This is a genomic window from Pseudomonas sp. HP_01, from assembly GCF_055284355.1.
Genome location: NZ_JBTOPV010000004.1, coordinates 107,215 through 132,384, shown reverse-complemented (window position 1 = coordinate 132,384; position 25,170 = coordinate 107,215). Strand labels below are relative to the sequence as shown.

At 59.8% G+C, this 25,170-nt stretch carries 21 protein-coding genes; 9 read left to right on the top strand and 12 right to left on the bottom strand.

The genetic code is table 11. The features are described 5' to 3' along the window. Positions 1-9: 9 nt before the first annotated feature. Positions 10-870 (bottom strand): cache domain-containing protein, encoded by an 861-nt coding sequence (locus ACYAR8_RS04750; protein WP_108120773.1) that lies wholly within the window; start codon positions 868-870, stop codon positions 10-12. A gap of 230 nt (positions 871-1,100) precedes the next feature. After that, the gene (locus tag ACYAR8_RS04745) at positions 1,101-1,760 is read right to left on the bottom strand and encodes a TetR family transcriptional regulator (protein WP_074884695.1); all 660 of its coding nucleotides are present in this window, start codon (positions 1,758-1,760) and stop codon (positions 1,101-1,103) included. 254 nt (positions 1,761-2,014) lie between these two features. On the opposite strand from ACYAR8_RS04745, the gene ACYAR8_RS04740 reads away from it, so the two are divergent. Genes ACYAR8_RS04740 through ACYAR8_RS04730 form a run of 3 tightly spaced genes read left to right on the top strand, consistent with a single transcriptional unit; the run spans position 2,015 to position 7,788 of the window. After that, a complete protein-coding gene (locus tag ACYAR8_RS04740) occupies positions 2,015-3,187 on the top strand; it encodes an efflux RND transporter periplasmic adaptor subunit (protein WP_074884692.1) in 1,173 nt (390 codons plus the stop codon). A gap of 3 nt (positions 3,188-3,190) precedes the next feature. Next, positions 3,191-6,325 (top strand): efflux RND transporter permease subunit, encoded by a 3,135-nt coding sequence (locus ACYAR8_RS04735; protein ID WP_463579214.1) that lies wholly within the window; start codon positions 3,191-3,193, stop codon positions 6,323-6,325. Continuing rightward, positions 6,322-7,788, top strand: coding sequence for an AdeC/AdeK/OprM family multidrug efflux complex outer membrane factor (locus tag ACYAR8_RS04730; RefSeq protein ID WP_074884686.1), 1,467 nt, complete (start codon positions 6,322-6,324; stop codon positions 7,786-7,788). Before ACYAR8_RS04735 ends, ACYAR8_RS04730 begins: the two co-directional genes overlap by 4 nt. Positions 7,789-7,871: 83 nt before the next feature. On the opposite strand, the gene pcaD is transcribed toward ACYAR8_RS04730, so the two are convergent. The 6 genes from pcaD to pcaR all read right to left on the bottom strand — a co-directional run bounded on the left by pcaD (position 7,872) and on the right by pcaR (position 14,058). After that, positions 7,872-8,660, bottom strand: a complete 789-nt coding sequence (gene pcaD / locus ACYAR8_RS04725) for a 3-oxoadipate enol-lactonase (RefSeq protein WP_463579213.1) — start codon at positions 8,658-8,660, stop codon at positions 7,872-7,874. Positions 8,661-8,748: 88 nt separating this feature from the next. Next, entirely contained in the window at positions 8,749-10,038 is a 1,290-nt protein-coding gene (locus ACYAR8_RS04720; RefSeq protein ID WP_108120768.1) for an MFS family transporter, read from the bottom strand. Positions 10,039-10,207: 169 nt separating this feature from the next. After that, positions 10,208-11,410: a 3-oxoadipyl-CoA thiolase gene (pcaF, locus tag ACYAR8_RS04715; RefSeq protein ID WP_463579212.1), complete on the bottom strand. Its 1,203-nt coding sequence runs from the start codon at positions 11,408-11,410 to the stop codon at positions 10,208-10,210. Beyond that, the gene (locus ACYAR8_RS04710) at positions 11,407-12,165 is read right to left on the bottom strand and encodes a CoA-transferase subunit beta (RefSeq protein ID WP_463579219.1); all 759 of its coding nucleotides are present in this window, start codon (positions 12,163-12,165) and stop codon (positions 11,407-11,409) included. The genes pcaF and ACYAR8_RS04710 overlap by 4 nt, the downstream gene beginning before the upstream one ends. 17 nt (positions 12,166-12,182) lie before the next feature. Further along, positions 12,183-13,043: a CoA transferase subunit A gene (locus ACYAR8_RS04705; protein WP_463579211.1), complete on the bottom strand. Its 861-nt coding sequence runs from the start codon at positions 13,041-13,043 to the stop codon at positions 12,183-12,185. Between the two features lie 172 nt (positions 13,044-13,215). Continuing rightward, a complete protein-coding gene (gene pcaR, locus ACYAR8_RS04700; RefSeq protein WP_074884784.1) occupies positions 13,216-14,058 on the bottom strand; it encodes a pca regulon transcriptional regulator PcaR in 843 nt (280 codons plus the stop codon). A gap of 817 nt (positions 14,059-14,875) precedes the next feature. Between pcaR and ACYAR8_RS04695 the strand changes: the two genes are divergently transcribed. Continuing rightward, entirely contained in the window at positions 14,876-15,073 is a 198-nt protein-coding gene (locus tag ACYAR8_RS04695) for a hypothetical protein (RefSeq protein WP_074884667.1), read from the top strand. Between the two features lie 244 nt (positions 15,074-15,317). Beyond that, positions 15,318-16,790, top strand: coding sequence for an inorganic phosphate transporter (locus ACYAR8_RS04690; RefSeq protein ID WP_108120765.1), 1,473 nt, complete (start codon positions 15,318-15,320; stop codon positions 16,788-16,790). A gap of 178 nt (positions 16,791-16,968) precedes the next feature. Here the strand turns inward: ACYAR8_RS04690 and ACYAR8_RS04685 are convergent, their stop codons facing one another. Beyond that, positions 16,969-18,459 carry a helicase HerA-like domain-containing protein gene (locus tag ACYAR8_RS04685; protein WP_463579210.1) on the bottom strand — a complete coding sequence of 497 codons (1,491 nt, stop codon included), beginning with the start codon at positions 18,457-18,459 and terminating at the stop codon, positions 16,969-16,971. Between the two features lie 225 nt (positions 18,460-18,684). Here ACYAR8_RS04685 and ACYAR8_RS04680 point away from each other — a divergent pair, with 225 nt between their 5' ends. From ACYAR8_RS04680 to ACYAR8_RS04670, 3 genes are read left to right on the top strand one after another with little or no spacing between them, the layout of a single operon-like run. Beyond that, positions 18,685-19,797 carry a glycosyltransferase family 4 protein gene (locus ACYAR8_RS04680; RefSeq protein ID WP_463579209.1) on the top strand — a complete coding sequence of 371 codons (1,113 nt, stop codon included), beginning with the start codon at positions 18,685-18,687 and terminating at the stop codon, positions 19,795-19,797. A 28-nt stretch (positions 19,798-19,825) separates the two neighbouring features. Continuing rightward, a complete protein-coding gene (locus ACYAR8_RS04675; RefSeq protein ID WP_463579208.1) occupies positions 19,826-20,569 on the top strand; it encodes a DUF2334 domain-containing protein in 744 nt (247 codons plus the stop codon). Further along, positions 20,566-21,561 carry a lysylphosphatidylglycerol synthase transmembrane domain-containing protein gene (locus ACYAR8_RS04670; RefSeq protein WP_108120763.1) on the top strand — a complete coding sequence of 332 codons (996 nt, stop codon included), beginning with the start codon at positions 20,566-20,568 and terminating at the stop codon, positions 21,559-21,561. Before ACYAR8_RS04675 ends, ACYAR8_RS04670 begins: the two co-directional genes overlap by 4 nt. Here ACYAR8_RS04670 and ACYAR8_RS04665 read toward each other — a convergent pair. After that, positions 21,538-21,726: a hypothetical protein gene (locus ACYAR8_RS04665; protein ID WP_074884654.1), complete on the bottom strand. Its 189-nt coding sequence runs from the start codon at positions 21,724-21,726 to the stop codon at positions 21,538-21,540. The two genes, ACYAR8_RS04670 and ACYAR8_RS04665, sit on opposite strands and share 24 nt — an antisense overlap. Before the next feature lie 104 nt (positions 21,727-21,830). Then, entirely contained in the window at positions 21,831-22,682 is an 852-nt protein-coding gene (purU, locus tag ACYAR8_RS04660; RefSeq protein ID WP_074884652.1) for a formyltetrahydrofolate deformylase, read from the bottom strand. A gap of 346 nt (positions 22,683-23,028) precedes the next feature. Between purU and mvaT the strand changes: the two genes are divergently transcribed. Further along, entirely contained in the window at positions 23,029-23,406 is a 378-nt protein-coding gene (mvaT, locus tag ACYAR8_RS04655) for a histone-like nucleoid-structuring protein MvaT (protein ID WP_065992265.1), read from the top strand. 98 nt (positions 23,407-23,504) lie between these two features. On the opposite strand, the gene sbcB is transcribed toward mvaT, so the two are convergent. Beyond that, positions 23,505-24,935: an exodeoxyribonuclease I gene (gene sbcB / locus ACYAR8_RS04650; protein WP_463579207.1), complete on the bottom strand. Its 1,431-nt coding sequence runs from the start codon at positions 24,933-24,935 to the stop codon at positions 23,505-23,507. Positions 24,936-25,170: the final 235 nt, after the last annotated feature.

Below are 25,170 nucleotides of genomic sequence, written 5' to 3'. Positions count from 1 at the left end.
TGAGGATGCTCAGCCGCTGTAATAACCCACCGCCACCAGGAATTCACCGACCTTGCGCACGTAAGCGTGCTTGTGTTCGATCTTGCTGGTGACCGGGTTGCGCCAGCGGTATTCGTATTCGCCTTGGGCCTGTTTCTTCACCAGCTCAAGCATCGGAATGCCGACCGGCTTGCCTTCCGGGTCCTTGACCTTGCTGAAATCGGTGTTCACCAGCCGCAGGTTGGTGCCGTGGGCCACATAGCGTTTGGTGTCGACGTTCACCACGAAGACGTACAGATCATCTTGCAGAAATCCGCCCTTGAGGTCGTTGATGGCGCGAAGGGTGCCGTCCTTGTCCTGTTCAAGCGCTTTGGACGCCTTCTCGAGCAACGCCCTGGCTTGCTCCGGCGAAGCGCGCGGCAGGTAGTAGCCGACGGCGAGAACCCGATCGCCGATGCGCTGAAAATACACACGTTTGCGCTCAACCTTGCCGTCGCGCCAGTTCTGCCAGCGATACTCGGCCTGCTGAACGCCGGCGCTTTCCGGGGTCTGCAGCACCTGCTTGAAGTTTTTCTGCAGCTCGGGATCGAGCACCGAGGACACATCACGGCCGATCAACGCCACCGATGGCCCGCCACTTGCAAGCATGATCCCTTTGGTATCGGTGACGAAGACATAACGCTCGCCATCGACGAACTCGCCCTGACGGCTGAATTCGGCCAGTGCTTTGTCCCCCTGGACGCGGTAACGGGCTACGGCTTTTTCCAGCAGTCCCTTGGCCGCTGCCGATTCCTGAGCTTCGTCGCCCGCTGCCCAGCCTTGTCCGATACTCAGGGCAGCAAGCGCACCCATCAGGAGTTTTCTGCATGCGTGTTTTGATACGACTGCCATCGCTTCGCCCCCACTCTTATTGGTTATGGGGGGAAGCGTAGACGCCAGATTGCAATAGGGCAGCATTCGGCACTTCAATGGGTAGCCATGCCTGAATGGAGGCTGAATCACGGTAATCGCGGGGTAAAGCGAAGGTAAACCGCCTGTTCAGCGAAGGTCAGGCGCGGTATAGATACAGGCCAAGCGCCACACAGCTCAGTTTTTCCAGGTGGCGGTGGGGTGCTGGCGGATCAGTTGACTGAGGATGCGGGAGACACCGGGTCGCGTAACGCCGGGCTGAAGCGGAGCATGTCGAGAATGCCGTCGACCAGTCGCTCTGCGTCGTCTTGCAGCGAGAAGCTCTCCGGGACCAGCAGCCACTGGCCGATGATGCCGTGTATATAAGCGTGCAAACAGATCGCTGCGCGTTGCGGATTGAGGTCAGCGGGAAGCTGGCCTTGCCGGGAAGCATTACCGAGCGCCAGTGCAATGCGCTCGTTGGCGTCAAGCCAGACAAATTGCCGTTGTTGCCGCATGTCACACATTTCGTCGGTAAATTCGAATTTATGAAACAGAATTTCGTTGATGCGGCGGGTTTTAGGATCGCTGGCAACTTGCTGAAACAAATGGATGAGAAGCTTGCGCGTCCATCCCAACGGATCCACTTCGTCTTCGCTTTCGCTCGCCCGCGCCATTTCTTCAAGAGGCTCGTGCAGGCTGTCGAGCATCGCCTGGACCAGATCGGCCTTGTTGCTGAAATGCCAATAGATTGCGCCACGGGTCACGCCAGCCAAGGCCGCAATGTCGGCGAGCGTCGTGCGGGAAACCCCTCGATCATAGAAAGCCTGCTCGGCAGCTTCCAGAATCTGCCTGCGGGTTTCCTGAGCCTCTTCTTTCGTGCGTCGGACCATGGCAGTAAAAACCTCTATGAAAATGCGTCAGGCGCTCTGGTCGAGTGGCCTGCACAGCATGTCGGGCGGCCTTTGTAATGCCTTGTCCCGGATCTACAATCGATGCCCTCGGTGCGCTGGAGTGTCACACTCTTGGGTGTTTACAAACAACCGTGAATGTAAGTATATTCATTAGCATCCTACTTATCCAGCAGGAACCCTTTCCCGCCCCTTTCCACTTTTCATGAGTTCAGGCTCCTGACCCGAGGATCTTCATGCAATTCAAGCCAGCTGTTACCGTACTGGTCACTGCCATCGCCCTTGCATCGCTGCTCAGCGGATGCAGCAAAAAGGAAGAAGCGGCCCCAGCACCACCGCCCCCTCAGGTCGGCGTCGTCACTCTGAAAACCCAGGCCTACACCCTGACGTCCGAACTTCCCGGCCGCACCACTGCGTTCCGGATTGCCGAAGTGCGTCCGCAAGTGAACGGCATCATCCTCAAGCGCCTGTTTACCGAAGGTGGAGACGTCAAGGCGGGTCAGCAGCTTTACCAGATTGACCCGGCGATCTATCAGGCCACCCTGGACAGCGCCAAAGCGACCTACGAATCCTCCAACTCCCTGGCCGGCCGCTATAAGCAGCTGATCAATGAGCAAGCGGTCAGCCGTCAGGAATACGACACGGCGGTAGGTTCGGCTCGCGAAGCGAAGGCGGCGGTGCAGACGGCAGAAATCAACCTGCGTTACACCAAGGTCTATGCGCCGATCTCAGGCCGCATTGGCCGCTCCCTCGTGACTGAGGGTGCGCTGGTGAGTAACGGTCAGGCCGATGCGATGGCCACCATCCAGCAGCTCGACCCTATTTACGTCGACGTGATCCAGTCTTCGGCCGAGATGCTCAAGCTGCGTCGGGAGCTGGAAAGCGGCAAGCTGCAGAAAGCCGGCGACAACGCCGCCAAGGTCAAGCTGGTGCTGGAAGACGGCAGCCTCTATCCGGTCGAAGGCAAGCTTGAGTTCTCCGAAGTGTCGGTCGACCAGACCACCGGTTCCGTGACCCTGCGCGCCGTGTTCGCGAACCCGGATCACACCCTCCTGCCAGGCATGTTCGTGCATGCACGACTGCAATCGGGCGTGGCCGAGAACGCGATTCTGGTTCCACAGCAAGGCGTAACCCGCGACCTGAAAGGCACACCGACCGCACTGGTGGTGAATGCTGACAACAAGGTCGAGTCCCGCACGCTGGTTGCCAACCGCACCATCGGCAGCGACTGGCTGGTAGAGAAAGGCTTGAGCGCAGGTGATCGCGTGATTACCGAAGGTCTCCAATACGTCAAGCCAGGTGCTGAAGTGAAAGTGGCCGAAGCCACCAACGTCAATGCAGCTAACCCGGCACCGAACCCGGCAACTGCCCCGGCAACTGATAAAGCCGCAGGCAGCAAAGGGGAGTAATTCATGTCGAAATTTTTTATCGACCGGCCAATCTTCGCGTGGGTAATTGCCCTCGTGATCATGCTGGTGGGGACGCTATCGATCCTCAAGTTGCCGATCAACCAATACCCCGCGATCGCGCCACCGGCCATCGCGATTCAGGTGACCTACCCGGGCGCGAACGCGCAAACCGTGCAGGACACCGTGGTTCAGGTGATCGAGCAGCAGCTCAACGGTATCGACAACCTGCGTTATGTGTCTTCGGAAAGTAACTCCGACGGCAGCATGACCATCACCGCGACGTTCAACCAGGGCACCAACCCGGACATCGCCCAGGTTCAGGTACAGAACAAGCTCAACCTCGCCACCCCGCTGCTGCCCCAAGAAGTGCAGCAGCAGGGTATCCGCGTGACCAAGGCGGTGAAGAACTTCCTGATGGTGGTCGGCCTGGTGTCCGAAGATGGCAGCATGGGCAAGGAAGACTTGTCCAACTACATCGTGTCGAACATGCAGGACCCGATTTCCCGTACCTCCGGTGTGGGTGACTTTCAGGTCTTCGGTGCTCAGTACGCCATGCGTATCTGGCTTGACCCGGCCAAGCTGAACAACTTCCAGCTGACCCCGGTGGACGTCAAAACGGCCATTACTGCCCAGAACGTTCAGGTGTCTTCCGGCCAGATCGGCGGTCTGCCTGCGCTCAAGGGCCAGCAGCTGAACGCTACGATCATCGGTAAAACCCGTCTGCAGACCGCCGAGCAGTTCGGCAACATTCTGCTGAAGGTCAATCAGGACGGTTCGCAAGTTCGCCTCAAGGACGTGGCGGAAGTCGGCCTGGGCGGCGAGAACTACAGCATCGACGCGCAGTTCAACGGCAAGGCGGCGTCCGGTCTGGCGATCAAGCTGGCGACCGGTGCCAACGCGCTGGACACCGCCAAGGCGATCCGCGCCACGATTGCCCAGCTGGAGCCGTTCTTCCCGCCTGGCATGAAAGTGGTTTATCCGTACGACACCACGCCGGTGGTTCAGGAATCCATCACCGGGGTTGTTCATACCCTGGGTGAAGCGATCATCCTGGTGTTCCTGGTGATGTATCTGTTCCTGCAGAACTTCCGCGCCACCATCATCACCACGATGACCGTGCCGGTGGTATTGCTGGGTACGTTCGGGATCCTCGCCGCCGCCGGTTTCACCATCAACACGTTGACCATGTTCGGGGTCATTCTCGCCATCGGCTTGCTGGTGGACGATGCCATCGTTGTGGTGGAAAACGTCGAGCGGGTGATGGCGGAGGAAAAACTGTCGCCGCGGGACGCCACGATCAAATCCATGGAGCAGATCCAGGGCGCACTGGTCGGCATCGCACTCGTGTTGTGTGCGGTTCTGTTGCCAATGGCGTTCTTCGGCGGCTCCACGGGTGTGATCTACCGTCAGTTCTCGATCACCATCGTTTCGGCGATGGCGCTTTCGGTACTGGTTGCGCTGATCTTCACCCCGGCGTTGTGCTCCACCCTGCTCAAGCCGATCGATCACGAGAAGCACGGGCAGCCGAAACGTGGATTCTTTGGCTGGTTCAACCGTACCTTCGACCGCAGCGTAGTGAGCTACGAACGCGGCGTCGGCAACATGCTCAAGCACAAGATTCCGGCCTTTATCGTTTACGCGCTGATCGTCTGCGGCACCATCTGGATGTTCACCCGCATTCCGAGCGCGTTCCTGCCGGAAGAAGACCAGGGCGTTATTTTCGCCCAGGTGCAGACGCCACCGGGCTCCTCGGCAGAACGTACGCAGACCGTCATCGACAATATGCGCAAGTACCTGCTTGAAGAAGAATCGGGCGCGGTCAACTCGGTGTTCACCGTTAACGGCTTCAACTTTGCCGGTCGCGGTCAGAGCTCCGGTCTGGCGTTCATCATGCTGAAACCGTGGGGCGACCGTGATGCCTCCAACAGCGTGTTCGAGCTGGCCAAACGGGCGCAGCAGCACTTCTTCGGTTTCCGCGACGCGATGACCTTTGCGGTCGTACCGCCTGCGGTACTGGAACTGGGTAACGCCACCGGTTTCGACGTGTACTTGCAGGATCAGGGCGGCGTGGGTCACGCCAAGCTGATGGAAGCGCGTAACCAACTGCTGGGCATGGCGGCACAGAGCAAGATTCTGGCGGGCGTGCGTCCCAACGGTCTGAACGATGAGCCGCAGTATCAACTGGTCATCGATGACGAGCGTGCGCAGGCCCTGGGCCTGAGCCTGTCGGATATCAATACCACGCTGTCCATCGCGATGGGTGGCAGCTACGTCAACGACTTCATCGACCGCGGTCGGGTCAAGAAGGTGTACGTGCAGGGCAAAGCCAGTGCGCGGATGAAACCGGAAGACTTGAAGAAGTGGTACGTGCGCAATACCGCCGGCGAGATGGTGCCATTTGCCTCCTTCGCCACAGGCGAGTGGGTGTTCGGTTCGCCAAAGCTGTCCCGTTACAACGGTGTGCCAGCAGAGGAAGTACTGGGTACCCCGGCGCCGGGTTACAGCACCGGCGACGCGATGGCGGAGGTCGAGCAATTGGCCAAGAAGTTGCCGGCCGGCGTGGGCCTTTCCTGGACGGGTCTTTCCTATGAAGAGCGCCTGTCAGGCTCTCAGGCGCCCGCACTGTACGCACTGTCCATTCTGATCGTGTTCCTGTGTCTGGCGGCGCTGTACGAAAGCTGGTCGATTCCGATCGCGGTATTGCTGGTCATCCCGCTCGGGGTCATCGGTGCGCTGATGGCGACGAGCTTGCGCGGTCTGTCCAACGACGTGTTCTTCCAGGTAGGTCTCTTGGTGACGGTGGGTCTCGCGGCGAAAAACGCCATTCTGATCGTCGAGTTCGCCAAGGAGCTGCATGAGCAGGGCAAGGACATCGTCGAGGCGACCGTTGAAGCCTGCCGGATGCGCCTGCGGCCCATCGTGATGACGTCCATGGCGTTCATCCTCGGTGTGGTCCCGCTGGCGATTTCCTCGGGCGCCGGTGCCGGTAGCCAGCATTCGATCGGTACAGGCGTAATCGGCGGTATGATCACCGCGGTTATCCTGGCGATCTTCTGGGTACCATTGTTCTTCGTTTCGATATCCTCGCTGTTCAAAGGCAAACAGAAACACACTCCACACGATGAGGCTGGCCAATGAGCAAGTCCCTGATCTCGCTGGCGGTCACCGCGTTCATTCTCGGCGGCTGCTCGTTGATCCCCGATTACAAGCAGCCCGCCGCACCGGTGCCGGCTCAGTTCCCGCAAGGCCCGGCGTACTCGCCGGCCCAAGCGGCGAATCAGGCGGCGGCCGAACAAGGCTGGCGTCAGTTTTTCCATGACCCGGCGCTGCAGCAACTGATTCAGACGTCGCTGCAGAACAACCGTGACCTGCGCGTCGCCGCGCTGAACATCGATGCCTACCGAGCGCAGTACCGCATTCAACGTGCGGACCTGTTCCCGGCCGTGGCAGCCTCGGGCACCGGCACGCGTCAGCGCGTTCCGGGCGACCTGTCGCAAACCGGCGAGTCCCGCATCACCAGTCAGTACTCGGTGGGTCTGGGCATCAGTTCCTATGAGCTGGATCTGTTCGGACGAGTGCGCAGCCTGAGTGAGCAGGCGCTGCAGACCTACTTCGCCGGTGAAGAAGGCCGTCGCAGCACCCAGATCAGTCTGGTCGCCAACGTGGCCAACGCCTATCTGACGTGGCAAGCGGACAAAGAGCTGTTGAAGCTGACCCAGGACACCCTGGGCGCCTTCGAAGAAAGCCTGCGTCTGACTTCCCGCAGCAGTGAAGTGGGTGTGGCCTCGGCGCTGGATCTTGCGCAATCGCGCACCTCCGTCGAGAGCGCTCGCGTCAAGCTGGCGCAGTATCAGCGCCTGGTTGCCCAGGACGAGAACAATCTGGTGCTGCTGTTAGGCACCAGTCTGCCGGCCAACCTGCCCGCGCCCAAGCCGTTGAGTGCTGACATGCTCAACGAAATGCCTGCGGGTCTGCCGTCGGAGCTGCTGCAGCGTCGCCCGGACATTCTTCAGGCCGAATACAGCCTGAAAGCGGCCAACGCCAACATCGGCGCCGCACGTGCCGCGTTCTTCCCGAGCATCAGCCTGACGGCCAGTGCCGGTACGGCGAGCGGCGATCTGAGCGGTTTGTTCAAGGGCGGTTCGGGCACGTGGTTGTTCGAGCCGACGATCAATCTGCCGATCTTCAACGCAGGCAGTCTGCGCGCAAGCCTCGACTACTCGAAGATCCAGAAAGACATCGGCGTCGCCAACTACGAGAAAGCGATCCAGACGGCGTTTCAGGAAGTCTCCGACGGCCTGGCCGCGCGCAAGACCTACACCGATCAGCTCAAGGCGCAGACGGATTTCGTCAACGCCAACCAGGACTACTACCGCCTGGCCGAGCGGCGCTATCGCATCGGGATCGACAGCAACCTGACCTTCCTCGACGCCCAGCGTCAGTTGTTCAACGCGCAACAGTCGTTGATCACCGATCGCCTGTCGCAGCTCAACAGCGAGGTCAATCTGTACCGTGCCCTGGGCGGCGGCTGGTACGAACAGACCCCGACCGGCGAGCGTCAGCCGACGGCGGGCGATGTGCCGTCTACCCGCTTGTTCTGATCCAGCGCGTATGAAAAAACCCACCGATTGGTGGGTTTTTTTTTGCCTGTTTTTTAGGCTGTTTCAAGCAAAGGCCACAGCCGTTACGCCAACAAAAACTCCGTCACGCGCAGGGCGAAGACCTCACCCAGCTCGACGCTGGACAAGTGCGCGGCGTAATAGTCGGATAGCTCGCTGCCGTGAATGTGGTTCTGCAGAAAATGCCCGTCCGCCACCGTGGTGACGGCGTCATGGCTGCCGCAGATGATCAGCGTGGGCACGGTAATCGAACTGACTTCTTTACGCAGATCAGCATCCCGGACAGCCGCGCAGCAGGCGGCGTAACCCAGCGGAGAAGTTGCCGCCAGTACGTCGGTGATGGGCGTGACCTTGTCGGAGTGCTGACTGGCAAAGTCAGGGGTGAACCAACGCCCTACAGCGCCAGCGCCCATCTCTTTCATCGCCCGCTCACCGCCCTTCTCCACCTGCGCGATGCGCGGCGCCCACGTTTCTGTATCGCCGATCTTCGCGGCGGTGTTGCACAGAATCAGCTTGTGCAACCGGTCGTTGGCATGGACACCCAGCCACTGCCCGATCAGGCCGCCCATGGACAATCCGCAGAAATGCGCTCGGTCGATTTTCAATGCATCGAGCAGCGCCAGCACGTCGCGTCCCAGTTGCGAAAGGGTGTAAGGCCCTTGAGAGACGAGGGACTTCCCGTGGCCGCGGGTGTCGTAACGTACGACGCGGAATGACTTGCTCAGCGCCGGGATCTGCGCGTCCCACATGTGCAAGTCCGTGCCCAGGGAGTTGGACAGCACCAGCACCGGCGCATCCACCGGGCCATCAATCTGATAATGCAGCTCACCGTCTTCGAGTTGTACGAACGCCATGGCAGTCGCTCCGTGAAACACGTGGAATGAGTGTGATCAATATGGAAAACACGCGCCCGGCAAGGACGCGCGCCCTAAGATCCGGGGATCAGTGATCTTCGTGCAGGTAAGCCGGCTTCTTCGGCAGTCGCAGGCTGAACAGAAAAGCAATCGCCATCATCGCGGTCACGTACCAGTAGAAGGTGTTTTCCATACCCATGTTTTTCAGGCCCAGGGCCACGTATTCAGCCGAACCGCCGAAGATCGCATTCGCCACGGCATAGGCCAGGCCGACGCCCAGCGCCCTCACCTGAACCGGAAACATCTCGGCTTTCACCAGGCCGCTAATGGAGGTGTAGAAACTGACGATGGCCAGGGCCAGGGTGATAAGCACGAAGGCCATGACCGGATTGGTGGTGGTTTTCAGCGTCAGCAGCAGCGGCACGGTGCACAGCGTGCCCAGCCCGCCGAACCACAGCATCGAAGCGCGGCGGCCGATCTTGTCGGCGAGCATGCCGAACACCGGCTGCATGCACATGTACAGGAACAGCGCGCCGGTCATGATGTAGCTCGCGACCTTGGCGTCCATGTGCACGGTGTTGACCAGGTATTTCTGCATGTACGTGGTGAACGTGTAGAAAATCAGCGAGCCCCCGGCGGTGTAGCCCAGCACGGTGATGAACGCCGCTTTGTGGTCGCGGAACAGCGCAGACATGCTGCCCGCATCCTTGTTCTGACGCACTTCAGCGGTGGTGGTCTCTTTCAGCGATCGGCGCAGCACCAGCGAGATCACCGCCGCCACCGCCCCGACGACGAACGGAATACGCCAGCCGTAGGCTCTCAGCTCATCGGCGCTGAGAAACTGCTGGAGGATAACCACGGTCAACACGGCGAGCAGCTGACCACCGATCAGTGTCACGTACTGAAACGAAGCGAAGAACCCGCGCTGCCCCCGCAACGCGACTTCGCTCATGTACGTGGCGGTGGTGCCGTACTCGCCACCTACCGACAGCCCCTGGAACAGGCGCGCCATGAGCAGCAGAAACGGTGCCCAGGCACCGATGGATGCGTACGTAGGCAGACAGGCAATGACCAGCGAGCCTGCGCACATCATCAGGACGGAAATCATCATTGAGTTCTTGCGGCCGTGCTTGTCGGCCACGCGACCGAACAGCCAGCCGCCGATAGGACGCATCAGAAAGCCTGCGGCGAAGACGCCCGCGGTGTTGAGCAATTGAACGGTCGGATCATCGGAAGGAAAGAACGCAGGCGCGAAATAGATGGCGCAGAAGGCGTAGACGTAGAAGTCGAACCATTCGACGAGGTTGCCCGATGAAGCACCGACGATGGCGAAGATCCGCTTGCGCCGTTCTTCGCCGGTGTAGTGAGTCGTTGTCATTATTATCTCCCCAGGTGTTTGTAAGGTCAGCCAGTCTAAGACATAACCTGCAACATTTAGACTTAAGCAGTAACGTTCCGACATCACAAGGACAACCACCCGAGCCAGCAAGTTGCCCCTTTCATGCAGGCAACCGATGACTCGGGTAGTTGGTTTGCGAGAATGTCGTTTAGCGCGCTATCGCAAGAGCCAGCCCCTGCCCCACACCAACGCACATAGTAGCCAGCGCTTTGCTGCCGCCGGTTTTCTCAAGTTGATGCAAGGCGGTCAGTACCAGACGCGCGCCGCTCATGCCCAGCGGATGCCCCAGGGAAATCGACCCGCCGTTGGGATTGACCCTGGATGAATCGTCATTGATGCCCAGTTCACGCATGACCGCCAACGCTTGGCTGGCGAACGCTTCGTTGAGTTCAATGACGTCGAAATCACTGACCGCCAGCCCCAGCCTGGCAACCAGCTTGCGCACCGCCGGCACCGGGCCGATGCCCATCACGCGCGGCTCGACGCCGGCACTGGCCATGCCCAATACGCGCGCGCGCGGGGTCAGGCCGTGTTTCCTGACGGCTTCGGCGGACGCCAGAATCATCGCCGCCGCGCCGTCGTTGAGGCCCGCCGCGTTGCCGGCCGTGACCGTGTTGCCCGGGCCGTTGACCGGCTTGAGCTTGCCGAGCGCCTCAAGGCTGGTGTCGGCACGGGGGTGCTCATCGGTGTCGACGACGGTCTCGCCTTTCTTGTGGGCGATGCGCACGGGCACGATCTCCTCAGCGAAGAAGCCCAAGGCCTGAGCCGCCGCCGTGCGTTGCTGGCTGCGCAGGGCAAACGCGTCCTGATCCTCACGGGAGATGCCGAAATCCTCAGCGACGTTATCGCCGGTCTGCGGCATCGCCTCCACGCCGTACTGGTCCTTCATCTGCGGATTGACGAAACGCCAGCCCAGGGTGGTGTCTTCCAGCTTCTGGCTGCGGCCGAATGCCGTGTCGGCCTTGCCCATCACGAACGGCGCGCGGGACATGGACTCGACGCCGCCGGCGATGGCCAGCTCCATTTCGCCACAGGCAATGGCGCGGAACGCAGAACCCACCGCGTCCAGGCCCGAAGCACACAAGCGATTCAGGGTCACGCCGGGCACACTGGCCGGCAACCCCGCCAACAGCGCAGCCATGCGGGCGACGTTGCGGTTGTCTTCACCGGCCTGGTTGGCGCAACCGAGGAACACTTCGTCCAGCTCATCCCAATTGACCGACGGATTGCGCGCCATCAGGGCTTTTATGGGCAACGCTGCCAGATCATCCGCACGAACAGTCGCCAGGGCGCCGCCAAAACGGCCGATGGGGGTACGAATCGCGTCGCAGATAAATACGTCACGCATCATGCTTCTCCCGGCGTCTGGCCATGAGCGGCCGCGGTTCGCGCTTCAAGATCACGCAGCGCGGTCAGTTCGTACTCGCTCGGTGAGTCAGAATTCACCACGGTGTCGGCAAACCGCACGTCCCAACCGGTGGCGGCGATCACCTGCTCGCGGGTCACGCCCGGGTGCAGGGTCGTCACAACGAATTCGTGGGTGCCCTCCTCCGGTTCCATGATGCACAGGTCAGTGATGATGCCGACCGGCCCGGCGCCCGGCAGGCCGAGGCGTTTGCGCGAGTCGCCACCTTCGCCGTGGCCGACCGAAGTCAGGAAGTCCAGCTTATTGACGAAGGTCCGCGGCGACTGTTTGAGGATGATCAGCACTTCTTTGGCGGAGCCCGCGATTTCCGGCGCGCCCCCCGCACCCGGCAGACGCACTTTCGGGTTGTGGTAATCGCCGACCACCGTCGTGTTGATGTTGCCAAACCGGTCGACCTGAGCCGCGCCGAGGAACCCGACATCGACACGCCCACCCTGCAACCAGTAACGGAAGATTTCGCTGGTGGACACCACGGTGTCAGCGGTTTCCGCCAGTTCGCCGTCACCGATGGACAGCGGCAGCACGTCTGGCTTGGCGCCGATGGGCCCTGATTCATAAATCAGCACCACGTCAGGCGAAGAAGTGAGGCGCGCCAGATTGGCCGCTTTGGAAGGCAGGCCAATGCCGACGAAGCACACGGCATTATTTTTCAACCGACGCGCGGCAGCGACGGTCATCATTTCGCTCGTGGAATAGTTCACTGATTAGTCTCCGCCACATGGGCCAGCTTGCTCTTGAACTCACTGAAATCCCGGGTGCCATGGATGTATTCGTCAATCCAGGCGGTAAACCCCTCACGGTCGCGGGCGATGGCGTCCCACGCTTGATAGAAGCGGTTATCGCGTTCGTAGTAGCCGTGGGCGTAGGAAGGATGAGCGCCGCCCGGCACAAGGCAGACAGCGCTGAGCGCCCATGTTGGCAGCACGCACGCGTTCATCGGTGCGTTAAGGTCGTCGACAATTTCCTCGACCGTGACGATGCAGCGCCTGGCCGCCAGCGCTGCCTCTTTCTGCACGCCCAGGATGCCCCACAGCAACACGTTGCCTTTGCGGTCCGCCTTCTGCGCATGAATGACCGTAACGTCGGGGCGCACTGCCGGCACTGCGGCCAGCACTTCTCCGGTGAACGGGCACGTCACTGTTTTGATCAGCGGGTTGACCTTCGGCAAGTCGGAACCGGCGTACGCACGCAGCACCGCGAACGGCAGACCCGACGCCCCCGCCACGTAGGCGTTGGCAAGGTCGGCATGGCTGCGTTCTTCAATCTCCATGGGCTGCGGCCACTGTCGCTCGACCGCATCACGAAGCCTATGCAGCGAACCAACCCCGGGGTTGCCGCCCCACGAGAAAATCAGCCGTTTCGCACAGCCTGCGCCGATGAGCTGGTCATAGATCAAGTCAGGGGTCATGCGCACCAGCGTCAGATCTTTCTTCTTCTGACGGATGAGCTCGTGTCCGGCTGCTGTAGGAATGAGGTGGGTAAAGCCTTCCAGTGCAAGGGTATCGCCATCGTTGACGAACTGCTTCACGGCCTCGTGAAGGGGAAGAATTACAGCCATGGGGTGCTCCAGGTTCACACTCGGTTGCCGTTCTCTAGAGGCAGATACGGCGTTGCAACTGAGGTTATGCCCGGGAACGGGGCGGAACAATCCGATAACCGACTAAGTGTTCGATCACCGAACGGAGAGTGGTGATTGTGAGCCGGATGCAGTCGCCCGACCCTTTTCAGGATCAGGTAAACAGTTGCGTGCTGAGGTCACGGCTGGCATCCAGCATGATCGGCAGAAACTTCTGCTCAAGCTCATTACGCGTCACCCGGCCGGCGCTGGTGCTGACATTGAGCGCCGCGAGCACCTGACCCGAGGCGTCGTACACCGGCACCGCAATGGAACGCAGGCCCTGCTCCAGTTCCTGATCGACAATGCACCAGCCCTGTTGCCGCACTTGCTGCAGACATTCGAGCAAGGCTTCGGGGGTGCGCAAGGTGCGACTGGTTTTGGGCTGCAGGTCGACGTGGTCGAGGTACTCCTGCAACGACACGTCGTCCAGCGCCGCCAGCAGAATCCGCCCCATGGACGTGCAGTACGCCGGCAAACGCCCACCCACTGCCAGATCCACAGAGATCAGGCGCTGGGTAGTGGCCGACCGCGCTATATAAAGAATGTCGTCGCCTTCCAGCGTGGCCATGTTGCAGGCCTCATGCAGTCGATCACTCATCCGGTCCAGATAAGGCTGCGACGAGACTGCCAGAGGGGTGGACGACAGATAGGCATGTCCGAGGGTCAGCACTTTCGGCAGCAGCGAGTATGTGCGGCCGTCAGTGGTGGCGTAACCCAGCTTGATCAGCGTGTGCAGGCAGCGACGAACCGCGGCCCTGGGGATTTCAGTTCGGTGGCTGATCTGGGCAATGGTCAGGTGCCGCTTGCGCTCTTGAAACGCATGAATGACCGCCAACCCTCGCGCCAGAGAGGTCATGAAGTCCGGATCGCCGGTGAGCGCCTGAATCCTTTTAGCAGGGGACGCAACAATCGGCGGCGCAAGTGACGTGAAAGAATTACGCAATTGATCGTTCATGCTGGCACCGTTCGTCGTGGCCGCGAAAGCCTTGTAGAACGCCACTCTCGCCTGTTTTCCAGGCCACGGCAAGCCAGCTTTGGGCGATAATCGAACGAGTGGGCGATAATCGCAATTGACCGGCCGTACGGTTACTTATACCTTTCACCTGCCATATGAGGCTTCTTTGGATTACTGGTCAGGTACCCACTGAGAAGTCCCAGGCACGGCCTTGCTAACCCAAGGCCGTTTTTGTCTCTGCCCTCCTCATTTATTTTTTGCGTCTAAATACACATCGGCTATTCGCGCCTTCATAACCCGTGAATTTACGTCGCCAGAAAACTGCCTGTAGCGTTAAACATTTGACTCACCAAGTTCCGCCATAAATCGGACTGTGCAACTTAGGAACATTCGTACATAAAAAAGGTATAAATCCTCAGTTGTCCGACTGCGACAGTTCTGACAGTTGACTCGCCTGCGCATCTTCGCGATAGTGGCCGTCATTGAAGCCCAGTAACGCTATCGCGTGGTTTATTCCCCGCCCTATCTGGCATGGATCCAAACTCACGCAGGCATTGCCCGACTCGATCGCAATGCTCAGCGATGGCAGGCCAACACCCAGGTCATTTGTCATCCTGCAGGCAATCAATTAAGAATGTTGCTACGACAGCTTTGTTATTCTGGTGCACGTAGCCGCCGTTGGTGGAAGTGTGAATCCTCTTGTGCAGCGACCCTGCCCGACGATTATTCCTGATTCGATACATTGCGATCCTCAGGTCAGGCACTTTCAGACTCGGCGTCAGCACCGGGATTAAACTCGACCCGATCAGGTATTAACGTGACCAAAGATGAACTGCGCGTAGAACTGGAACGCCAGGAACAACGTTACAAGGAAGTGTATGGCGGCGAAGTGACAACATACGCCGCCCAGCCCGAGCCCGAGCGCAAGCCTTGGCGCAAACGGGCCAGCCTGCTCGACCAGGCTTTCAAGCAAGAGCTGCAAAAGATGGAAGAAGAACTCAAGGAAGCGCCATGAGCCGCTCGCTTGCCTGTCGTTGAATCAATTAGTCGACGGCAAGCGTTTCCAGTGCTTTAAAGGCCAGGTTTTACAGACTCGTCCAAGGTTCAGCGTGATTCGCACGCTCCTTCAAGACAGGAAGTCAACGGTCAGGCGGGACAGAAATTTCGTTGCAGGCTGCTACCAATTAGCAGCGCGCCTATCGCGCAGTTTTTTTTCTGTCATAATCCCGCCCCCTTAAGACCGGGTCAGAAAACCTTCCATGATCGATTTATTCAGCGGACTGGATGCTTGGGTGATTGTGAGCTTGTTGCTCGCCCTGGCGTTTGTCCTCACCTTCGAGTTCATCAACGGCTTTCATGACACCGCCAACGCGGTGGCGACAGTCATTTACACCAAGGCCATGCCGCCCCATCTGGCGGTATTTTTCTCGGGTGTGTTCAATTTCCTCGGAGTGCTCCTGGGTGGCGTCGGCGTGGCGTATGCCATCGTGCATCTGCTGCCGGTCGAGTTGTTGATCAACGTCAACACCGGTCATGGTCTGGCCATGGTGTTCTCGCTGTTGGCTGCGGCCATCACCTGGAACCTCGGAACCTGGTATTTCGGCATCCCGGCGTCCAGCTCCCACACGTTGATCGGTTCGATTCTGGGTGTTGGCCTGGCCAACGCGCTGATCAATCACATTCCGTTGGGCGAAGGCGTTAACTGGCAGAAAGCGATCGATATCGGCGCTTCGCTGGTGTTCTCACCGCTGGCCGGTTTCATCGTGGCAGGTCTGGTACTGCTGGGCCTGAAGGCCTGGCGCCCCCTGTCCAAGATGCACAAGACCCCGGAACAACGCCGCAAGCTTGATGACAAAAAACACCCTCCCTTCTGGAATCGCCTGGTGCTGGTGATTTCGGCGATGGCGGTGAGTTTTGTGCACGGCTCCAACGATGGCCAGAAAGGCATCGGCCTGATCATGCTGGTGCTGATCGGCATTGTCCCGGCGCAGTTCGTGCTGGACCTTAGCACCACGACCTACCAGATCGAACGCACCCGCGACGCCACCCAGCACCTGAGCCAGTTTTACCAGCGCAACAACGCGACACTGGGCGAGTACCTGGCGCTGGGCAAATCGGCGGCGGGCGATCTGCCCGAGCGTTTCAGCTGCAACCCTGAGCAAACCGAGCCGACCATTGATGCCCTGTTGAACAACCTCAAGGGTGTCACCGACTACCACAGCCTCGCACCGGAGCGTCGCATCGAAGTCCGTCGCTACCTGCTGTGCCTGGATGACACAGCACGCAAGGTCGGCAAACTGCCAGCCCTTGATGCCCGTGAAAAATCGGATCTGGAGAAGCTGCGCAAGGACCTGACCGCGACCACTGAATACGCGCCGTTCTGGGTCATCTTCGCCGTTGCACTGGCGCTGGGTATCGGCACCATGGTCGGCTGGAAACGCGTCGTCCTGACCATCGGCGAGAAGATCGGCAAGCAAGGCATGACCTACGCCCAGGGCATGTCCGCGCAGATCACCACCGCGAGCGCCATTGCGCTGGCCAACGTGTTCAGCCTGCCGGTTTCGACGACTCACATCCTGTCGTCCGGCGTGGCCGGGACCATGGTGGCGAACAAGAGCGGCCTGCAGGGCGGCACGGTTCGCAACATTCTGCTGGCATGGGTGTTGACCCTGCCCGCCACTGTCGCGCTGTCGGCAGGTTTGTTCTGGTTGGCGTCCAAAGCGCTGGCTTGACCTGACAGCGTCGGCCGTTCTGAAAAAGCCCATTCATTGAATGGGCTTTTTATTGCCCAAACGTCCGCCAATGTAGAAGCGCGCTTGCCCGCGATTGCGGTATGCCTGTGACGCAGATGTCACCTGCGAGGATGCGTTCGCGGGCCTGCGCGCGCCTACGGATCAGAGATTGAATGGCCTACCGGCGCTTTTTGCTACCGCCCAGCAACGACCCCATCAACCCCCGCACCAGTTCGCGGCCGATCTGGCTAGCAGCCTGGCGCATTGCACTCTTGACCGCCTGCCCCGCCAGCCCGCCCAGAAAACCACCGGCCATATCGGCAAAGCCGCCTTCCGACTTCTCCTCAGCGCCGGGCTTCTGGGAGGGATCCGCCGGTGCGCCCTTGCGCGCCAGTAGCAGTTCGTAGGCCGACTCGCGATCCACGGGTCTGTCATACCGCCCGGCCAGTGGCGACCGGGCGATCAGCGCGGCGCGTTCGGCCTGGGTCAACGGCCCAATCCGGGATTGCGGCGGCGCGACCAGCACACGCTGGACGATCTCGGGCGTGCCCTTGTCCTGCAGGGTACCCACCAGCGCCTCACCTATACCCAACTCGGTGAGCACCGAAAGGGCATCGAACTCGGGATTGGGCCGAAAACCTTCCGCAACGGCCTTCAGCGACCGTTGCTCCTTGCTGGTGAACGCGCGCAGGCCGTGCTGAATCCGCAAACCGAGTTGCGCCAGAATGCTGTCTGGCAGATCCCCCGGCGACTGGGTGACAAAATACACACCGACGCCTTTCGAGCGAATCAGCCGCACCACTTGTTCCAGACGCTCCTGCAGCGCCTTCGGCGTATCCGCAAACAGCAAATGCGCTTCGTCGAAGAACAGTGCCAGCAAGGGTTTATCGGCATCGCCTCGCTCAGGCAATTGCTCGAACAGCTCTGCCAGCAGCCACAGCAGGAACGTGGCATAGACCTTCGGCGACTCGTGTACCAGCCGGCTGGCATCAAGCAGATGAATTTGCCCGCGACCGTCGCTGGCAGGTTGCAAAATGTCTTCGAGTTGCAGCGCCGGCTCGCCGAACAAGGCCTCGGCGCCTTGCTGCTCAAGGACCGCCAGCCGACGTAACAGCGCCTGACTCGACCCCGTGGTCATCAACGCGCTGTCGTCACCCAGCACTTCGGGGTTGTCACGCAGATGATTGAGCAGCGCCTTGAGGTCCTTGAGGTCCAGCAACAACAGGCCTTCCCGATCCGCTACCTTGAACGCCGCATACAGCGCCGACTGCTGGCTATCCGTCAATTCCAGCAAACTTCCCAGCAGCAGCGGCCCCATTTCCGACAGAGTTGTGCGCAAAGGATGGCCCGTTTCACCGTGCACATCCCACAGGGTCACCGGATAGCCTTGAGATTTATGGTGCAACCAAGGCATGCCGGCGATGCGCTCGGCGATCTTGCCTTGTGGGTCACCCGCCGCACCGAGCCCGCAAAGGTCACCCTTGATATCCGCCGCGAACACCGCCACGCCAGCCTCGCTGAACGCCTCCGCCAGGCGCTGCAGCGTGACGGTTTTGCCGGTGCCGGTCGCGCCGGCCACCAGCCCGTGACGGTTGGCCAGACGCATCGCCTGCCCGATCGGCTGGCCCTTCAGGTCAGCGCCAATAAGAATCTGTAGTGAGTCAGGCATCCGTTCACCCAAGCGTCGCATTTGATATTCCCGAGGGGACTGCGGCAGCCGCCCGGATGGGACCGCACCGCTGATCAGCCCTCAGGCCACCGCTATACTGTAGCGCAAGCGGCACAACGGTCGTCCATGGGCATCGTCGTGAGCATGGATGCGACGATCTGCAACCGAACATCTGTATCTGTGGATGGTCAACCAGAAGGACTGATCAATGGACGGAGGCATCGTGTGCATATCGCTGACATGACCATGTTCTACGCCCCAGCCAGCGGTGGCGTGCGCACGTATCTGGACGCCAAACACCGTCGCCTCGCGCTTTACCCGGGCGTGCGACACAGCCTGCTGATTCCCGGTCCGCAAAGCAGTCATGAGGACGGGGTGTATCGGGTACCCGCTCCGCCCGTGCCTTTTGGCAACGGCTATCGATTTCCGCTGCGCGTCGGTCCCTGGCGAGATGCCCTGCGAAGTCTGCGGCCGGACCTCATTGAAGTCGGCGATCCTTACCTGACGGCCTGGGCCGCACTGGATGCCCGACGTCAACTGGAGGTGCCGGTGATCGGCTTCTACCACTCCGATTTGCCGCTGCTGGTGAAGAACCGCATCGGCACCTGGCTGGGCGCCAACGTCGAGAATTACGTCAGCAAGCTCTACAGCAACTTCGACCGGGTGCTGGCACCAAGCGCTGCAATGGCGGACAAGCTGATCCGCCTGGGTGTGAAGAATGTTCATGTGCAACCGTTGGGGGTTGATCTGCAGACGTTTCATCCCTCTCGGCGAGACCCTGGTCTCAAGGCCGAGCTAGGCCTGACCGAAGAAACACATCTGCTTGTCTTCGCGGGTCGAGGGTCGAAAGAGAAAAACCTGACCGTTCTGCTCGACTGCATGAGGGCGCTGGGCGCTGGGTACCACCTGATGTTGGTAGGTTCTCATATGCCCACCGGCGTACCGGCCAACGTCACGGTTTTGGATAAATTCCGCCCTGCCGCCGAAGTCGCGCGTCTGCTGGCAAGCGCTGATGCGCTGGTGCATGCCGGGGATCAGGAAACCTTCGGGCTGGTGGTGATCGAAGCCATGGCCAGCGGGATCCCGGTGGTCGCAGTAGATGCCGGCGCGTTCCGCGAAATCATTCCCGAACACTGCGGCCTGCTGTGCGAGCCCAATCATCCGCTGGCCATGGCGGCATCTGTGAGTCAGCTGTTTGCCGAGAATGCGGCACGCCGAGGTGCAAATGCGCGGCGTCATGTCGAGGCGCACTACGCGTGGGACACCGTGGTCGCCGGGTTGCTTGGCCATTACCAGGCGGTGCTCGGTGCCCACCAGCCGGTCCGTGCCCATGGCTGAAACCTGCGCAAACGCATCACGCAGCGTCATGCTCGTCCTTCACGACGTGGCACCACAGACCTGGCCGGATTATCGTCCGTTTGTGGAAGCCGTCGATGCGCTGGGCAACATCCCCATTACCTGGCTTGTGGTCCCGGACTTTCACAAGCATGACCCGGTCGACGCCAATCAGGACTTCCAGCGGTTGATGCACAACCGCCTCGCCCGGGGTGACGAACTGGCGCTGCACGGTTATTACCACTGCGACGACAGCCCTGCCCCACGCACGCCACAGGACTTTTTCATGCGGCGCATTTACACCTGGGAAGGCGAGTTCTACACCCTCAACGAGCAGCAGGCGATGCAGCGGCTCGAAGCAGGCATGGAGGTATTCCGGCGCAACGAATGGCCGCTTCACGGATTCGTCGCTCCGGCCTGGCTGATGAGCCAAGGCACGCGCAATGCCCTGCGAAAATTGCCATTGGACTACACAAGTGATGCCCAACACTTGTATCGTCTGCCGGACTTTTCCGAGATCGATGCGCCCGGCATCGTCTGGAGCGCTCGCAGCGCCTGGCGCCGGGGGGTATCGAAAATCGTCAGCAACCACCGTGAGGCTCAATTGCACAACGCCGCAACTATTCGTCTGGGTCTGCACCCTGTGGACATGCGCCACGACTTTTCCCGTCGTTACTGGCTGCAAGCCCTTGAGCGCTTGCTGAACGACGGCCGCACGCCGATGAGCAAATTTGCCTGGTTACAGGGCTTGAATACCGTCAGGTCTGCGGCGTGAGGCGACTTGGCTGGCTCGCAGCAGCACTGATACTCGCCCTGCTGATTCCGTTCTTCATGGGCGGCGCGGACATGTTTCATCGCCTGCGCAATTTCCCGGTGATGCTCCTCGTCGGCATGTTTGCCATGGTGCTGGTGGGCTGGTGCATGAACACAATGCGCCTGCGCCTCTTACTCGGCGACGCCGCCAGCGGGCTCGGCATGCGCAAGAGCCTCGCCGTGGTCATGGCGACCGAGTTTGCCTACTGCGCAACACCCGGTGGCAGCGGTGCCCCGTTGACGCTGGTGGCACTGCTCTCGCGCAGCGGTATCGGCCCGGCGAAAAGCACAGCGGCTTTCGCCACTGACCAACTGATGGATCTGGTGTTTTTCCTGCTCGCTCTGATCGGCATCCTGATTTACGCAGTATTCCACCAGCTCAGCGAAAACCTTGAATGGATGCTCATTGCCAGCGCCCTGCTGATCGGCGCCGGGCTTTGCGCATGCGCCGGTTTCGCGCGGTATCACCGACGCATCATTCTGTTCAACGGTCGGGTGCTCAAGCGCCTGAGGCGCAAGAACACCACGCGTATTCGCTGGGCGCGCAAGCTGCTGCATTTTCGCGACGCGCTGGCTGAAACCTGGAAGATGCCCCACCGCATTCTGCTTCAAGTATTTGCGCTGACCTGCGTGCACTGGAGCCTGCGTTACAGCGTGCTGTACCTGGCGCTGAAAGGGTTGGGGGTTAATATCGACTGGGCGTGGACGTTTCTGGTGCAGATGCTCTCGCTGAGCGCCGGGCAGTTCAGCCTGTCGCCGGGCGGTGCCGGCGCGGCGGAGTTGACGTCGGCTGCCTTGCTGGCGCCGATGATGGGCAAGTCGACGGCAGCGGCGGCGATCCTTATCTGGCGGATTGTTACCTATTACTTCTATCTGGTCGCCGGCGGCCCGGTGTTTCTGTTGATGGTCGGGCGCCCACTTTTGAACAAGTTACTGCGGATCAAGACCGTCTGATTCGTCTTCCCGTTTGGCAGACGTCAGTTCTTTCCATAATGCTTCGGCCCCCTCGAAATCCGTTCCGTCCTCCGGCGACATTGCGTCGACGTCGTAACGGCTCAGGCATCCCTCGCCAAGGGTTGGCGGGGCTTTGGAGGTGGCTTTGTCGAGGGGATCGCTCATATTGATTACGCCTGTGTTTCCTTGGCAGCCTGACTGTCTGGAGACAATCGCTTCGCAGTGAGCCGCTGAACTTCAGCGGCTCACCCAAACCGCTTGATCACTGCTTAATCAAAGACCACTGTCTTGTTGTCATGCACCAGCACGCGATCTTCCAGGTGTGCGCGCAGGCCACGAGCGAGCACCATTTTTTCCACGTCGCGACCGAAACGCACCATGTTTTCGATGCTGTCGCGATGGCTGACGCGCACGACGTCCTGCTCGATGATCGGACCGGCGTCCAGTTCTTCGGTGACGTAGTGACAAGTAGCGCCGATCAGTTTCACGCCACGCAGCGACGCTTGGTGATACGGCTTGGCGCCGACGAACGAAGGCAGGAAGCTGTGGTGAATGTTGATGACTTGATGCGCGTATTCCCGGCACAGTTGCGGCGGCAGGATCTGCATGTAACGCGCCAGCACAACAACGTCGGCTTCATGGTGTTTGACCAGACGCGAGACTTCGGCGAACGCCGGCTCTTTGTCTTTGGGATCAACCGGCACATGGTAGTAAGGGATGTTGTGCCATTCGACCATGCTGCGCAGGTCCTGGTGGTTGGAAATCACGCAGGCGATTTCGCAGTCCAGCTCATCGCTGTGCCAGCGGTGCAGCAGGTCTGCCAGGCAGTGGGACTCCCGACTGGCCATCAGCACGACGCGTTTTTTCTGCGCGGAGTCGGTAATGCGCCAGTCCATCGAAAACTCTTCGGCGATGGGCGCAAAGGCTTCACGGAAACCTTCGAGGTCGAAAGGCAGGGTATCGGCGCGCATTTCATGACGCATGAAAAACCAGCCGCTGAGGTTGTCAGAGTGATGGCTCGCTTCGGTAATCCAGCCGTTGTAGGACGCCAGAAAGTTACTGACCTTGGCAACGATACCGACACGGTCCGGGCAAGCAATCACCAGACGAAAAGTGCGCATGTGAAAAACTCCAGAACTTCGCAAAGGCCGCCATTCTAGCGATTACCTGAGGACTGTGCAGTACCCGTATGCCGCTCATTTCAGGCGGCAAAAAAGCGCACCCTGCGGGGATTAACGCATTAGTGCCGGGCCGGTTCATCGGCGGCGGAAACTCGACGCCAGATACATCACTAAAAGCGGCAAGCTCATTGGCGCTCTATAACGCAACATGTGTATCTAAATCGAGGGTATGTGTTCGGTCATTTCAAAATGCTACGGATAAAACTTTTCTTAAATGTTTACTTGCGCAAACACTCTGATTATTATGCGCCATCGCATCATGCCCATCACAACATAGGTAACCCCCATGTCACTGATCAACGAATACCGCGCAACAGAAGAAGCCATCAAAGAACTGCAAGCCCGCCTGCAAAATCTGCAACAAGACGACAAACTGCAGAAAGAACTTGAGTTCGAAGGCAAACTGCGCACATTGATGGGCGAATATCAGAAGTCCCTGCGCGACATCATTGCGCTGCTGGATCCAGAATCCAAAATGAAGGCGCCACGTGGCGCTGCTGTTAAGCCGGTCGGCACCAAGCGCGCTCGTAAGGTCAAGCAATACAAGAACCCGCACAACGGTGAAATCATCGAAACCAAAGGCGGCAACCACAAGACGCTGAAAGAGTGGAAAGCCAAGTGGGGCGGTGACGAGGTTGAAGGCTGGGCAACTCTGCTGGGTTAATTCCCGAATTTAGAGTCAGCCGTCGCACTGAAACGTCCGACCCAAAAACGCCAGCGACTGCTGGCGTTTTTTATTGCCTGCCATTAACCCTTCTTCGCTTAAAGCCCCAGACGCTGTTTCAACACCAGAGAGTAATCCTGCCATTGGGCAAGCACCTTGAGTTGCTCGGGCGTGGCCTTCAGTGAGAGCTCGACCAGCGCACGGCTGAAGGCCTTGAGCGTATTGGGCGCGCCGGCCTGAGGGTCGGTCAGGCGCAACTGACAAAACGCCAACCAGCGCTGTTGCTCTGCAACACTCAGGGTTTCGGCAAAGTTGCGGGCGCGATAGCGGAATAACAATTCAGGCAGTCGCGGATCATCGAACGGCCAGACATCGCTAGCCAGCTGCTGCGGCTCGGCAACTCGCACCTGCTCGCAGAGGCGACGGTCCCGATCATTGATGAAGCCATCGTATAACTGCTGTTCCGGATCCTCACTGGCAGCGAAGTTGTCGTTGGCATACACGCTTTTCAACTTGTCCTGCCAGATCGTCTGACCTTCATTCAATGCGGCGACGCGCGTTTTATAAACACTCATGTCCAGTTGCAGACGCTGACGGTCCTCCTCGCGAAGCACGCTCAGCGGGGCAATGACCGGGCATTTATTTACATGCAGCAATTTGAGCGGGACCGGTAACTGGCCTTCGAGCAGATCTTCGCGACGGGTATATAGACGCTGGCGCAAGGTCTCGCCGTCTTCATCCAGCAACGGACTGTGGTCATGGAACAGGTCGCAGACAATCAATGCGTTACGGTTGACCGGATGCCAGGCCAGCGGCAGTACGACGCTTACGTAACTTCGCGCCGCGGAGAACCGACCCGATATATGCACAAGCGGCTGCATCAACCGAATCTGATCCTGCACCTTGTGCTTGAAGCGCAATTCAAAAAGATAGTCGTAAAGTTTGGGTTGTTTATCGCGGACCAGACGCGCCAGCGCTATGGTTGCGCGGACATCGGACAGCGCGTCGTGTGCATGGCCGTGATCGATCCCATTGGCCGCCGTCAGCCGCTCAAGTTTCAGCGTGACCCGGCCCTCTTCTTCCGGCCAGACAATGCCCTCCGGACGTAACGCATAAGCGGTGCGCACCACGTCGATCAGATCCCAGCGGCTGTTACCGCCCTGCCATTCGCGGGCATAGGGGTCGAAGAAGTTTCGGTAAAAAGTGTAGCGGGTCATCTCGTCGTCGAAGCGCAACGTGTTGTAACCCGCGCTGCAGGTGCCGGGACGAGACATCTCCGCGTACAGGCGCGTCATGAAATCCGCCTCGCACAACCCCTTTTCCGCGAGCCGGTCTGGCGTGATGCCTGTCACCAGACATGCCGCCGGATGGGGCAGGATGTCATCGCCGGGCTGGCAGTAGAGGTTGATCGGTTCGCCAATCTCGTTGAGCTGATCGTCCGTACGAATGCCCGCCACTTGCAGCGGCCGGTCGTTGCGTGGATTGATCCCGGTGGTTTCGTAGTCGTACCAGAAGATGCTGGAAGTCACGGGCTGATCCTGAGCAAAAGACCCGGCGAGTTTATCAGATGCCTTTGCGCGTCTGGCCTCAGCGAATACACCCCACAGCCTGGGATACTGCGACACAGTTTGTGCGAAAGTGGCGGCAGTCGAGGGGCAGCAAGTTGTAACAGGACCCTTCCCACACATTGTCCAGAATCATCCTGTTGCTTACCCACTCAGGCGTGGCTAGCATCAAACCTCTTTCACCGGCGTACCTTTCCTT